The 13,547-nt window shown below is 57.2% G+C and carries 14 protein-coding genes; 7 read left to right on the top strand and 7 right to left on the bottom strand.

Features of this window, described 5'->3' with window-relative positions:
• Positions 1-2: 2 nt before the first annotated feature.
• The 5 genes from ribH to SRBAKS_RS14645 form a co-directional block, all read right to left on the bottom strand.
• Positions 3-470, bottom strand: coding sequence for a 6,7-dimethyl-8-ribityllumazine synthase (gene ribH, locus SRBAKS_RS14665; protein WP_229591637.1), 468 nt, complete (start codon positions 468-470; stop codon positions 3-5).
• 79 nt (positions 471-549) lie between these two features.
• On the bottom strand, positions 550-1,758 hold the full coding sequence (locus SRBAKS_RS14660; RefSeq protein WP_229591636.1) for a bifunctional 3,4-dihydroxy-2-butanone-4-phosphate synthase/GTP cyclohydrolase II: 1,209 nt from the start codon (positions 1,756-1,758) through the stop codon (positions 550-552).
• Between the two features lie 225 nt (positions 1,759-1,983).
• Entirely contained in the window at positions 1,984-2,757 is a 774-nt protein-coding gene (locus SRBAKS_RS14655; RefSeq protein WP_229591635.1) for a GGDEF domain-containing protein, read from the bottom strand.
• A gap of 155 nt (positions 2,758-2,912) precedes the next feature.
• Positions 2,913-3,659 (bottom strand): glycosyltransferase, encoded by a 747-nt coding sequence (locus tag SRBAKS_RS14650; protein ID WP_229591634.1) that lies wholly within the window; start codon positions 3,657-3,659, stop codon positions 2,913-2,915.
• Between the two features lie 271 nt (positions 3,660-3,930).
• Positions 3,931-4,467: a cysteine hydrolase family protein gene (locus SRBAKS_RS14645; RefSeq protein WP_229591633.1), complete on the bottom strand. Its 537-nt coding sequence runs from the start codon at positions 4,465-4,467 to the stop codon at positions 3,931-3,933.
• Positions 4,468-4,657: 190 nt separating this feature from the next.
• Between SRBAKS_RS14645 and lptE the strand changes: the two genes are divergently transcribed.
• From lptE to lon, 5 genes are all read left to right on the top strand, one after another.
• On the top strand, positions 4,658-5,155 hold the full coding sequence (gene lptE, locus SRBAKS_RS14640) for an LPS assembly lipoprotein LptE (protein WP_229591632.1): 498 nt from the start codon (positions 4,658-4,660) through the stop codon (positions 5,153-5,155).
• 10 nt (positions 5,156-5,165) lie between these two features.
• Positions 5,166-6,158, top strand: coding sequence for a DNA polymerase III subunit delta (locus SRBAKS_RS14635; RefSeq protein WP_229591631.1), 993 nt, complete (start codon positions 5,166-5,168; stop codon positions 6,156-6,158).
• 12 nt (positions 6,159-6,170) lie between these two features.
• Positions 6,171-6,854, top strand: coding sequence for a RadC family protein (gene radC, locus SRBAKS_RS14630; protein ID WP_229591630.1), 684 nt, complete (start codon positions 6,171-6,173; stop codon positions 6,852-6,854).
• A complete protein-coding gene (locus SRBAKS_RS14625) occupies positions 6,854-7,123 on the top strand; it encodes an acylphosphatase (protein ID WP_229591629.1) in 270 nt (89 codons plus the stop codon). Before radC ends, SRBAKS_RS14625 begins: the two co-directional genes overlap by 1 nt.
• Positions 7,124-7,255: 132 nt before the next feature.
• Entirely contained in the window at positions 7,256-9,790 is a 2,535-nt protein-coding gene (gene lon / locus SRBAKS_RS14620) for an endopeptidase La (RefSeq protein ID WP_229591628.1), read from the top strand.
• A 66-nt stretch (positions 9,791-9,856) separates the two neighbouring features.
• Here lon and SRBAKS_RS14615 read toward each other — a convergent pair whose 3' ends face one another.
• Both SRBAKS_RS14615 and SRBAKS_RS14610 read right to left on the bottom strand, forming a co-directional pair.
• Entirely contained in the window at positions 9,857-10,816 is a 960-nt protein-coding gene (locus tag SRBAKS_RS14615) for a tetratricopeptide repeat protein (RefSeq protein ID WP_229591627.1), read from the bottom strand.
• 333 nt (positions 10,817-11,149) lie between these two features.
• Positions 11,150-12,097, bottom strand: coding sequence for a tetratricopeptide repeat protein (locus tag SRBAKS_RS14610; RefSeq protein WP_229591626.1), 948 nt, complete (start codon positions 12,095-12,097; stop codon positions 11,150-11,152).
• Between the two features lie 239 nt (positions 12,098-12,336).
• On the opposite strand from SRBAKS_RS14610, the gene SRBAKS_RS14605 reads away from it, so the two are divergent.
• Entirely contained in the window at positions 12,337-12,588 is a 252-nt protein-coding gene (locus SRBAKS_RS14605; RefSeq protein WP_229591625.1) for an FmdB family zinc ribbon protein, read from the top strand.
• A 25-nt stretch (positions 12,589-12,613) separates the two neighbouring features.
• On the top strand, positions 12,614-13,546 hold the full coding sequence (gene hemC, locus SRBAKS_RS14600; protein WP_229591624.1) for a hydroxymethylbilane synthase: 933 nt from the start codon (positions 12,614-12,616) through the stop codon (positions 13,544-13,546).
• The last annotated feature ends 1 nt before the right edge of the window (position 13,547 follow it).

Here is a 13,547-nt window from a genome sequence, read left to right as displayed (position 1 = left end):
ATTTAGAGCTGCTCCAGGACCCGGATCGTTTCGAGCAAGGCGGATGCGGCTTCCACACCCTTGTTGCCAGCCTTGGAACCGGCGCGTTCGATGGCCTGATCCAGGGAATCGCAGGTGAGCAGGCCGAAACCCATGGGCACGCCGGACTCCATGGAGGCCTGGGCAACGCCCTTTGCGCATTCGTTACACACGTAATCGAAATGCGGGGTGGCGCCACGGATGACCGCGCCGAGCACGACCACGCCGTCATAGTCGCCGGAGCGAGCCAGCTTCTGAGCGGCAATGGGGAGTTCGAAGGCACCGGGTAGTCGGACCAGAGTGAGATCTTCCTCGGAACCACCGTGGCGAACAAGGTAGTCCACTGCACCGGAAATGAGCCGGTCAACGATGAAGTCGTTGAAACGTGCGGCCACGATGGCTATTTTCAGCCCTTTTGAATTCAGCTGTCCTTCGATAGTTTTTACAGACATGGTGTCTTCTCCCTACTGTATGAAATATATAGCGGTGTAATATGTTACGCGATCACTAAAAGTCAAATTTTGACGAGTCTTACTTGTCAACCTTGATCATGTGATCCATTTTGTCACGTTTGGTCTTCAGATATCGTTCGTTGACCGCACAGGCGTCCACTTCGATGGGCACACGCTCAAAGACTTCCAGCCCGTACCCTTCCAGACCGACCATCTTCTTGGGATTGTTGGTCATCAGGCGCATTTTGGAGACGCCGAGCGCCACCAGAATCTGGGCGCCGGTGCCGTATTCACGCATATCCGGCGGAAAACCGAGCTTGACATTGGCTTCGACAGTATCGAACCCCTGATCCTGCAGATGGTACGCCTTGATCTTGTTGCCCAGGCCGATGCCACGGCCTTCCTGACGCATGTAGACGAGCACGCCCTTGCCTTCGTTACGGATCATGCACATGGCGTCGGCCAGCTGAGGGCCGCAATCGCAGCGGAGGCTGCCGAACACGTCGCCGGTCAGGCACTCGGAGTGTACGCGAACCAATGTGGGCTCGTCAGGGGTGATATCACCCATGTACAACGCTATGTGCGTCTTGCCGTCGGCCTCGGAATGGAAGGCGGCGGATTTGAAATCACCCCAGCGAGTGGGCAGATTGGCTTCGCCGACCTTGGTAACGGACTTGCCGTCGAACTTCATGCGGTAGGCCACGAGATCGGCCACGGAGCAAATCTTGAGATCATGCTTCTTGGCATAGATTTCCAGGTCCGGCATGCGGGCCATAGTGCCGTCTTCATTCATGATCTCGCAGATAACGGCTGCGGGCTTGAACCCGGCGAGACGTGCGATGTCAGTGCCGCCTTCGGTCTGGCCGGTGCGCACGAGCACGCCGCCGTCCTTGGCGCGAAGCGGAAAAATATGACCGGGAGTGACGATGGAATCAGAACCGGCGCCGTCAGCAACGGCAGCCAGGACAGTGGTCGCACGGTCTGCGGCAGAGATACCGGTGGTCACGCCCACACGGGCTTCGATGGAAAGAGTGAAGTTGGTGCCGAACCCGGACTCGTTCTTTTTGGTCATGAGCTCCAGACCGAGATCGTCAGCCATCTTGTTGCTCATTGGCAGGCAGATGAGGCCGCGCCCATAGGTTGCCATGAAGTTGATCAACTCCGGCGTCACAGCTTCTGCGGCGCAGATGAGATCTCCCTCGTTTTCACGATCTTCGTCGTCCACCATGATGACCATTTTGCCCTGGCGGATATCCTCAATGGCTTCTTCAATCTTGCACAAACCCATGTTTACGTACCTCGATAATTGTTTTCCCTGGAGCGCGGGACACGCCGCGTCGAATGCGGACCCATTTCTTATCGTAAAAGGTCCTACGGGGAAAGAGGAAAGTTTTTATAATAAAGAATATTTATATCAATATGATACAAATACAGAGGCTGAAATTTGCCGTCAACGGCCTCCGTGTCGCTACCGGTAGATAGTCACTTGAGCGCCAAAGGCAATGTTTTTTACTCAAACAAGCGGCAGCTGTTTGTTGGTGGCGGGGATGAACATCGAGACCTGATTCCGTCCGTTGTTCTTGGCCCTACGCAGGCTCTTGTCAACGGACAGAATAAAGACATCCCGAAGCGTGCGTTTCGTGTTCGTGATCGAAGCCAGATCGGCGACACCGCAACTGACGGTCACCTTGACCTGCGGCCCTTCCAGGCTGATGTCGTTCACTTCCACGACCATGCGGAGCTTTTCGGCCACCACTGCGGCCTGGTCTGCCGTGGTCTCCGGAAGCAGGACCATGAATTCTTCTCCGCCGTAACGGGCCACGATATCCGAGGTACGCACATTGGCGTCAAGCAGCCGAGCCACCTGTGACAGCGCCATATCGCCCAGGGGATGCCCGAAGGTATCATTGACTTTCTGAAAATGGTCGATGTCGATCATGATCAGGGATAGCGGGTTGCCATATCGCCCGGCACGGCTCACCTCCTGGTCCAGATAATCGAAAAAACGTCGTCTGTTGGGCAGACCGGTCAGATCGTCAATGGTGGTCAACTGGGTGATGGCGAGGCGGGATTCCTGAAGCAGGCGGGTAAATCGACTTGAGCAAAGAAGGGAAAGGCCGAGAATCAACACGGCAGACACCAGCGCGGAAGCCACCGCGAGTGAGCTGTCCGCAACAAACAACGCAACGCCGAGCGACCCCAGAATAAGGGCCGCTGACACTCCCACCTGAATGAACAGTATTTTCCGAATCCATTGCCGGATGTGCGGTTTTTTGATCTCTGTCATCACTGTCTCCCCCAGAAATACAACGCGAGGACGGAAGCATACCCGCAAAGGGGGGAAAATAAAAGAGGGTATATCACATAACCGCCGCTCCGACCTCTCACAGGGGTCGAAACGGCGGCATGGACACTGTTAACAAGACAGAGATTTCACTCGGGTTACGCCTGGACCGGCTGAGCAAAGGTCAGGGACTCCGTGACAGGCCGTTTCAGCTCGGGCACACTCACGTTGCGCTCGGAAGCGAGTCGATCCAGCATATCCATCTGCCGTCTGGAAAGGGCGCTGTTGTCCAGACTCCGCCCGGCATCGTACACGCCAACCACGTCTTCGAGTACGGTGACGCTGTGAGTACGCCGATGCCAGTTGAGGATATTCAGATAATCGGCCTCATACTTGCCGCAATACTGCCAGCCGCCGCACCGGTCGACCACCAGCCGACGGGACAGACACAGGCAGAGCGGATCAATATTGCCCTGGCGAACCAGCGAGCCGGAATCGAAGACCGGCAGAAATGGCGTATTAAAGGCCAACTGGGTGTCGATGCGTCCGATGATCATCTCCGCATCGAAATGCCTGAGGTACAGATTGAGGGCGTACTGTTTGAGGACATTGTCATCATCCAGAAAAATGACCTTTTCCCCGGTGGCGATCTTCAACAACATGTTGCGAATGCCATTGCCCCAATCGTTGTCCCTGGGCAGATTGAACACCCGCACCGGGTATGCGGATGTGGGGGCCTTGCCCCGAACACCGTCAAAACCTATCAGAATTTCCACTTGCCCCGTTTCCAATCCGGCAAATCGGGCGGCGTCTTCCAGCGAAGTTACCGCTTTTTGCAAGGCCTTGGGCCTGTTGCCGGTGGAGGGGATAATTACCGAAAAAAGAATACCGCCGTCCTTGGCCATATGCTTTCTCTCCCTCCCCGCTTCCATGCGGGTTTGGGGGGTCTCCCAACCCCTGATTTCCATATCGTGAACAACAGGGCTTATTCCGGCTGTTCATGAATCGTATCGACGGTATTTAACGTTTGTTTAGGGGGTGAATGAAATTAATCCCTGAAAAGAACGAACACAAAGGCAATCATATGGAGGCAAAACAGAAAACAGCAGCGGTTGAAAACGCTGGCAAAGGAGCGACAACGACACCGCTCACGCGTACACGTCCCGGAAGACCGACTCAGTCGAAGCACACATCCTGCGTGGGAATCACCTGACAGAAACGTCTGTTCAAGGTCTGATTGTGATGGGCCACTATCTGTTCGCCGGTAATGACACCGTTGTCATAGGACGTATGCGCATCGCCGACCAGCACGGAATCATAGCCGTGGGCAAGCGCGCTGCGCACAGTCGTATCCACGCAACACTCGGTCTGCAGCCCACAGAAGATGAGCCTGTCGGCACCCATTTCCTTCAGATTAGCGTCGAAGTCCGTCTTCCAGAAAGCGTCATAGGAGGTTTTCATCGAGACCCGATCACCATCTTTGGGCGCGATCTCCGGCCTGATCAACCAATTGTGGGAATCCTTTTCGAACTCCGTTCCCATACCCTCGGTCGTGTGTTGAATGTAATGGACCGGCACCCCGTGCTCACGAGCCCGGGCTATGAGAGTCTGGATATTTCCGAGCACCCGCTCCCCTTCAAACGGGGTATACCCCGGTGTCTCGAACATGATATTCTGCACATCAATCACTACAAGCACGGTTTGACCTGACATGGTTCTCTCCCAGTTGTTTTGCAGCACTCGGTATTACCAAGGAGACGAGGTAAACAAAAGTCTTTTAATACCCGCAAACACCCTGCAACTCAGCATTCATACGCCATCTGCTCCTTTCTGCTGCACAAAGTGGACCTTTCCACCATTTCCCATTACCATCTCCTCCAATATGAATCTACGGAGAAGACACATGCCCTTTTATCGATATATCCTGTTGCTTGCGGTGTTCGCCCTGGCCGGTTGCAGCGGCTACTCCTTTGGTGAAGGCGAATCCTCGGTCCTGCCGAAAGAATACCGAGTCCTCGCCATCGGCGAAGTCTCCAACCCCACCACCATCTCCTGGTTGGAGCCCCGCCTCAGAAAACTGTTGCGGGATGAGCTGAACAATCGCGGTTCCATTCAGTGGTCCGACACCAGAGCGACCGCGGACGCTGTCATCGACATCAATATCCACCGCTACAATCGCCCCACGGCGGTCAGCGGTTCCAGCGACGAGACATTGAGTTCCGTGGCCGTTTTTCAGTTCGAAGCCGTCATCATTTCCACCATGGATGACTCGGAGTTGTGGCGCTCCGGCGTCATAGACCAGCAGTGGCCTTTCTTTTCCGGCGACGAATCCCAGGCAGACAAGGAAGTCACCAAGCTCGGCATACGCAGACTGGCCGACCGCATGACCCAAAACTACTAGGAAACCGACAGTGCCCCGCCCGAAATATCTTTTCCTCATCTGCCCGGACCCGCAGCTTATCAAGGCTCAGGTAGACGAGCGTCTCACGGCATCCGGCCAGAACGACTGGGAAAAAAAGGCGTTCTGGGGCGATGACGACGAACCGCTGCCAGCCACGTTCTGGACCGATCTAACTATCAAATCCCTGTTTCCGCAGCCCAAGGCACTCATCGTCCGCCGGGCGCACACCTTGAAAGCGGACCAGTGGGACAAACTCGATGCGGGCGTCAAGGGACTGGGCAGCGACATCTTTCCGATCTTTTGCCTTGAGGGGGAATGGAAGAGCAAAAAGGCTCCTGTTCCCCCGGCGCTCGCCCGGCGAGGACTATTCAAGAAGGCCAAAAAAGACGGCTGGATATGGGAGTCACAAGGGCTCGACCAGCGCTCTCTGACCGACTACGTCAAGGCGTGGGCGGCCAAGGCCGGGTTGACGTTCGAACCGGGAGCGGGACAGGCGCTGACATACGCCCTGCCCACGGACGCCGTGGCAGTCCGACTGGAGCTGGACAAGATCGAGCTGGCGGCGGGCGACGAGAAGATTGTCCGCAAGGAGTTCGTCAATCTTGTGGCCCAGACCGGCGAGATGGCGTTCTTCGACCTCATGGACGCGCTGGGGCGCCCCGGTGCCGAGGCCGCCGTGTGGAAGCGGGTCATTAACGACCACTCCAAGTCAGCCAAGGACCAGATGCTTTTCAACCTCATCGGATTTCTGGCCAGTCAGGCCCGCATGTACTGGATGCTCGCCCACGGAGAACAACCCAAGGGGAATCCGTACATGCTCAAAAAGAAAGCACCCATCGCACGACAGCTCGGAGCCGAAGGCGTGGCCCGCATGATCGACCTCGCGTTGGAGGCAGAGCTTTCCCTCAAGACCGGTGAACGCAAGTATGAAGAAGCGCTCGATATCCTCATGGCCGGACTCATCGATCTGTTTCAACCTAAACGCCCGGCCAAACGCTACTAACAGGTTCCTGCCATGACAGATTCAGCCAAGCCCCATTACCTCGGGCACCGAAAACGCCTCAAGGAAAAGCTGGTCAACAACAGCCGGGGGCTGGCTGACTACGAAATCATGGAACTGGTCCTGGCCACGGTCCTGCCCCGACGGGACACCAAGCCTCTGGCAAAGGAACTTATCGCCCGCTTCGGCTCCCTCAAGGAAGCCATCATGGCCCGCCCGGACCAGTTGGACGGCGTCAAGGGCGTGGCTGACGGCGTCAAGGCGCAGTGGGCGCTGTTGCAGGAGCTGTATGCCCGACTCAACCAAGCTTCGGCCAGACGCGGCAATTCCTTTGAAGGCGTGGAAGATGTCGCCAAAGCCGCCATGGCCCGTCTGGGCAGCAAGGGCATCGAGGAGTTCTGGGTCGTCTATCTCGACAACAAGAACCGGTATATCTCCTGGGAACAGATCGCCACGGGAACCGTGAACGCCACCGCGGTCTTTCCCCGCGAAATAATGGCTTTGGCCCTGCGCCAGGAAGCAGCCAGCCTGATCCTCATTCACAACCATCCGGGCGGCAGCATCAGGCCGTCAGGTGAGGACATGCTCCTTACCGGCTCCATTGTCGAAGCCGCTGAAAAACTGGACCTCAAGGTACTGGATCATATCGTTGTTACAGACTGTGATTACTACAGTTTCAGCGACCACGGGAGGATCTGATGCAGTTTCGCGCCATTGTCCACGGCGAGGTTCAGGGGGTTTGGTTCAGGGCATGGACCCGTGACATGGCCAGGGAGGCAGGCGTCACCGGCTGGGTGCGCAACCTGCCAAGCGGCGACGTGGAGACTGTGGCAGAGGGTGACGAAACACGCCTCAAACGTTTCGAGGCCCGTCTATGGGACGGTCCGCCTCTGGCGCGGGTGACCGCCATCGACGCCACATGGACGGATGACACCGACGATTTCACCCATTTTGAAATTCGCCGATAAGCACATATTTCGCTTTTCTCAAAAAAGCCGTTAAAAACAGCTTTTTTACAAAAATAATATACTTGCCAACCTAAATTGACGACTTATTTGGGGTAACACTTCAAATTTGCACATGAACACGAGGTCAATCCCTTGAGCAAAAAAAACAAGAAATCCCCTATCCGGCCTACGCGCATAAAACGCAAGAAGTCGGACTCGATTAAAGATAAGGCACCGTCCCAGCAACCGAAACAGCCCACGGAAAAGGGGCCGAAAGCTGGCGAAGAGTTGCCTGACATCATTGAAGCCCTGACCGGTCCCGCCGGCAGTGCGACATTATTCGGTGATGACGACATGGCCGCACACAACCCCGCGGATATTCCGCAGGTGCTCCCGGTGCTGGCGGTCCGCGACATCGTGGTCTTCAACTACATGATCCTGCCGCTCTTCGTGGGTCGGGAGAAATCCGTCCAGGCCGTGGACGCCGCGCTGGGCAAGGACCGGTACATCCTCATCCTCACCCAGAAAGACGAGGCAGTGGAAGACCCCAAAGAGGACGAACTGTACATGACAGGCACCGTGGGCATGATCATGCGCATGCTGAAAATGCCCGATGGCCGCCTCAAGGTTCTGGTACAGGGGCTTGCCCGCGCCAAAGTCAAGAAGTTCACGGCGAACGAGCCGTACCATATTGCGGAACTTGAGCCGCTCATTGAGGCAGAGGCCGATCCGCTCACCCCTGAGCAGGAAGCCCTTGTCCGCTCCTCTCGCGAGCAGTCCGAGAAGATCCTGACCCTGCGCGGCATTTCTTCTCAGGACATCATGTCCGTACTCAACAATGTCAACGATCCCGGCAGACTGGCCGACCTCATCGCCTCCAATCTGCGCATGAAGGTCGAAGCCGCCCAAACGATTCTCGAATGCCATGAGCCGATGAAACGTCTGGAACTGGTCAACGAGCAGCTTCTCAAGGAAGTTGAAGTGGCCAGCATGCAGAACAAGATCCAGACCATGGCCAAAGAGGGCATGGACAAGGCGCAACGCGACTTCTACCTGCGCGAACAGATCAAGGCGATCAAGCGCGAGCTGGGTGATGACGCGGACGAATCCGAAGAAATGGACGAACTGCGCCGCGGACTGGAGAAATCCGGCATGCCCAAGGACGTCATGAAAGAGGCGTTCAAGCAACTGCGCAGGCTCGACTCCATGCACGCCGAGTCATCCGAGGCCACGGTCATCCGCACCTACCTCGACTGGATGGTGGAGCTGCCGTGGAAAAAGGTCTCCCGAGACCGGCTGGACATCAAGAAGGCCGAGACCATCCTGAACGAGGACCACTACGATCTTGAAAAGGTCAAGGAGCGCATCCTCGAATATCTCTCCGTGCGCAAGCTCAACCCCAAGATGAAAGGGCCGATCCTGTGCTTCGTGGGCCCTCCCGGTGTCGGCAAGACCTCGCTGGGACGCTCCATCGCCCGCTCTCTGGGTCGTAAATTCCACCGCATGTCCCTTGGCGGCATGCGTGACGAAGCCGAGATCCGCGGTCACCGCCGCACCTACATCGGCGCCATGCCCGGCCGCATCATCCAGGCCATCAAGCAATGCGGCACCCGCAACCCGGTGATCATGCTGGACGAGATCGACAAGCTCGGTTCCGATTTCCGGGGCGACCCCTCGTCGGCGCTGCTCGAAGTGCTCGACCCGGAACAGAACTTCTCGTTCACCGACCATTACCTGAACGTCCCGTTCGACCTGTCAAAGGTCATGTTCGTGTGCACGGCCAACATGCTCGACTCTGTGCCCGGCCCGCTTCTGGACCGCATGGAAGTCATCCGTATCCCCGGATACACCGAGCAGGAAAAGACCGTCATCACACGCCGCTACATCCTTCCCCGGCAAACCGTGGAAAACGGTCTCAAGGAAGCGGAACTGGTGATCAGTGACAAGCTGGTTTCCAAAGTGGTGCGCGAATACACCCGCGAAGCCGGGCTGCGCAACGTGGAACGTGAGATAGGTACCTTGTGCCGCAAGATGGCCCGTAAAAAGGCCGAAGGCGAAAAGGGACCGTTCAAGGTCACGACCAAGAACCTTTACACCCTGCTCGGGCCGCCCCGCTTCCTGGATGACGAAAAGGAAGTCACCCTGCCTCCGGGCGTGGCAGTGGGCCTGGCCTGGACTCCGGTAGGCGGCGAGATTCTCCATATCGAAGTGACCACCATGCCCGGCAAGGGCAAGCTGATCCTCACCGGCAAGCTCGGCGATGTCATGAAGGAATCGGCGCAAGCCGCCCTTTCCATTGCCCGCGCGCATGCCGACCAGTACGGTATCGATTGCGACTTCACGGACAAACTGGATATTCACGTCCACGTCCCGGCAGGTGCCACGCCCAAGGATGGCCCATCGGCCGGTGTGACCCTGGTCACGGCTCTCATTTCCGCACTGACCAACACGCCCATCTGCCCGGACCTCGCCATGACCGGTGAGATCAGCCTGCGCGGTCGGGTCCTGCCTGTGGGCGGCATCAAGGAAAAGATTCTGGCCGCAGTGTCCCGTGGCATGAAGAAAGTCCTCATCCCGGCCCAGAACAAGAAAGATCTGGCCGAGGTGCCTGACGAACTCAGGAAACGCATCAAGATAACCACCATTGAAAAAGTGGATGAGGTTTGGGATCTGGCCAAGAAGTGCTAGCTCCTGCATCCTGAAAAAAAGCAAAAAACAGCCGTAGCGATGATTCGCTACGGCTGTTGTCGTTTTCTACATGCCCACAGCGTCCCGTCCCGGCAGCCAGAGGTATTCCTCCTGCAACTCGGCCCGGCGTTTTTCCCGCTCCCGCATGAGGAGTTCCGCATCCGGTTCGTGTTCAGCCACGGCCTCACTGAGGAGCGCGGCACGACGGACCACCCCTTCGGGCACCGGCGACTTTCCATGCCGGGCGCGTAAACCGGGATTGTCACCCAGGGCGATGATGAGTTCCACCAGATTCCGGGCCAGCGGCAGGGCCGGATTGTGTTCGAAACAGTCGCTGAGAACGCCCATGCAATCCCACCACTGCCCCTGTTCGTAGTAGGCACGGGCGAGATTGTAGTAGAGGTGATCATCTTCTGACGTGAATCGCAAACCACGCCTGTAGCAGACGACCGCTCCTTCGAGAAAACCGATCTTGCGCAGCTTGATGCCGAACTCATTGAAAAGATATTGGTTCTTTCCCGGGTACGCGCTTTCCAGCCGTACCAGTTCATTGATGCACTTGCGACCACGGGACGTCTTGCGGTTTTGAATATACTTCATGCCGAGCGTGAACAGCCCACGCACATTGGCCTCGTCCACGCACAACGGATCACGCATGCCGGACAGGCTTCGGTCCATGGATTCATCGAGCCGGAATTGATGTTTTCTGACCAAGGGCAGCATCTGCTTCTCGAAAACTTCCACCTCGGGAGTATAGTTCCCCAGCAGCTCCTCCTCGGCAATGAGTGACTCGGCACCAAAAGGCAGAAACTCTCCGTCCACACCACGGACGCCATAGGTCGTCTCGCCCACCTGCCGGATGAGCCAGTAATGTCTCTGGCCGTGGCCGCGCAGGGTTGTTCCCCGGCGAATGGCCAACGTCTTTGTGGTCGAAAAAATGCAGCAGACTGGTATGGACCCGATTCGTCTGAGGCCACGGTGCGGCCGTCGGGCATTGTCCAAAGAGACATGTCTGTCCAGTATCATAGTCAAACCCTTTGCAGAGGACAGTCACCCCGGACAGCATCCATTCGGCAGACTTGGCTCTTCCCTGGAGCAAATCCGCCAACCCGTGGATGGTCCGGTCAGGTTTCCGTTTCCCGTGCGTGCGCCATGGGCTCCCGCTGACACCAAACGCGTTTACGATCAATACACCTCCCGACGCTGCGGCCGGGAACGACTTTCCACCCCTAAACCTTGCTCTCTTATCGGTGACCGCGACAAAGTCCTTTAGTGTCAATCCGCACAAAGAAAAAAAAGACGCGGAAGAGATCTTCCGCGTCTTCATCCCTGCTGCATGGGGGAAAACCGTTACACCATTTATTCGTCACTCCCGTGCCGTTTCACATGCACCGTGCCGACCGGAGGACCGCCTGAACGGGCGCGACCGGGTTCGATACGCATGACCGGGCCTTCATCCAGAGGCAGCTTGACCGTATCGGAGGCCAGCACCTCACGAGCGCGAGAGGCCACATCCGGCGGCACCGGAGGTTTGCCATACTGCGAAAGCCGATATTCGTTTTCTTCCAGCCCGACCACGACCTCCAGAAGATTTCGGGTCACTTCCAGTCGCGGATTGAGGCGATGCGACTGGACCAGATTCTCGATACAGCCATGCCAGTCGTCATTTTCATAACAGGCACGCGCCAGATTGTAGTACAGATTTTCATCGTCATGGACGAACTCCGACGCCCGCCTGAAACACTCCACGGCTTCGGGCACCAGACCGTTCTTTCTGAGAGCGATGCCGAATTCATTGAACAGGAACTGCCCGCGCCCGGCAAAGTCTCCCTGCACTTCCACAATCTCACTGATTACGCTCTGCGCCAGCTTCATCTGATTGCGTGTGGCATAGATCAAGCCGAGGCCGAACAACGAGGTGAGGTTGTGCTCGTCCAAGTCTGTCCCGTCAGAAAGCCCCTGCTCCTTCATGGCCGGCAAAACCAGGCCGACATAATAGGCGATTTCGGGAACATAGTTGTGAATAAGAATTTCAAGAGGGATGGTCTCGACCTCGCCCGCCGGCAGGTGTCTGTTGTTGATGAGCTGCCCTTCGAACATGTCATTGCTCACCTGTCGGATGAACCAGAACGTCTGGTTCATATGGGAACTCGCGCTGGCTCCCATTCCCATCTTTACGGATACGGTCGTGGAGAACACGCATTTGAGCGCTCCCCCCCTGGTGAGATACTTCCACCCGGATGGCGGTTGCGGTGCATCTCCATCAGGAATGCTGCCCAAATCAAGAAAAGAAAGATCATCACTCATTGTCTACCGGTCCGGTGATTGTATCTATGGAATCCACACTGACACTCTCATCAAAATACACTCTTCCATCTCTCGCTGCCTCTGTAAAGTGTTCTATTGGGAGCGCCGGCTCTGGACAGCGCGATACACGGTATTATCATACCTTCAGCGCCCGGACCGGAACATTGCCAGCCCGGACCTTTTCAGCTATTGAGACCCTTCGCCAAGACGACTTGGCCAAACTAGTTCTGGAGCGTTTTATGCCCATTTTTGAATACAAATGCAGTGATTGTGACAATGAATTCGAGGAACTCGTCTTCGACAGAGACGAATGCCCCCCCTGCCCCAAGTGTCAATCCGCCAACACCGGTAAGCTCATGAGCGCGGTCCGGTCCAAGGTGGGCGGGTTTGCCCCTGACACCGGTGGCGACTCCGGCAGCAATGCCGCAGCCCCCTCGGCCCCCAGCGGATGTTCCGGTTGCTCCGGCGGCGACTGTTCCAGCTGCGGATAGATATTTCAACAGACCAAGGTTACGCATGAAGAAACTGACCATCGCCACCAGAGGCAGCGCACTCGCGCTCTGGCAGGCCAATCATATCAAGGACTGTCTTGAAACCGAGCACCCCGGCCTGACCGTGGAGCTGCTCAAGATCAAGACCAAGGGCGACAAGATTCTGGACGTTCCGCTGGCCAAGGTCGGCGGCAAGGGACTCTTTGTCAAAGAGATCGAGGAGGCGCTTCTGGATGGCCGCGCCCAGTTGGCGGTCCACTCCATGAAGGATGTCCCCACCGAGCTGCCCGAAGGCCTTGAAGTAAGCATTATCCCCGAACGCGAAGAATCCACCGACTCCCTGCTGTCCGTCAAATACGACGGTCTCAAGGGACTGCCTCAGGGCGCCGTGGTCGGCACTTCCAGCCTGCGTCGCCAGTCCCAGCTCGCCACCCTGCGCCCCGATCTCAAGATCGAATCCCTGCGCGGCAATCTGGACACCCGCGTCAACAAGCTCCTCAACGGCGAATTCGACGCCATCGTGGTTGCCACCGCCGGTCTCAACCGCCTCAAGCTCTCCGCGCCCAAAATGGAAATCCTCGGGCCGCCGGACTTTCTGCCCGCCGTGGCTCAGGGCGCGCTCGGCATCGAGTTCCACGCCGACAATCAGGAAGTGCGCGACATGCTCGCCTTCCTGGACCACACCCAGACAAAATATCAGGTCATGGCCGAACGCGGCTTCCTGACCGGGCTGGACGGTGGCTGCCAGGTGCCCATCGCGGCCTGGTCCGAGATCGAGGGCGACCAGATTCGCCTGACCGGTTTCGTGGCCGACGTGGACGGCTCCCGTCCCATCCGCAAGATGGTGGAAGGCCATGTGGACAACGCCTGGGATGTCGGCATGATTCTCGCCGGACAGGTGCTTGAAGCGGGCGGCAAGGCAATTCTCGACGAAGTCTACGCCAGGGAATCCAAGTAAG

Origin of the sequence: Pseudodesulfovibrio sediminis (assembly GCF_020886695.1) — a bacterium.
GTDB classification, from domain to species: Bacteria; Desulfobacterota; Desulfovibrionia; order Desulfovibrionales; family Desulfovibrionaceae; genus Pseudodesulfovibrio; species Pseudodesulfovibrio sediminis.
The sequence above is the reverse complement of the archived record's forward strand: the minus strand, read 5'-3'. Positions and strand labels throughout refer to the sequence as shown.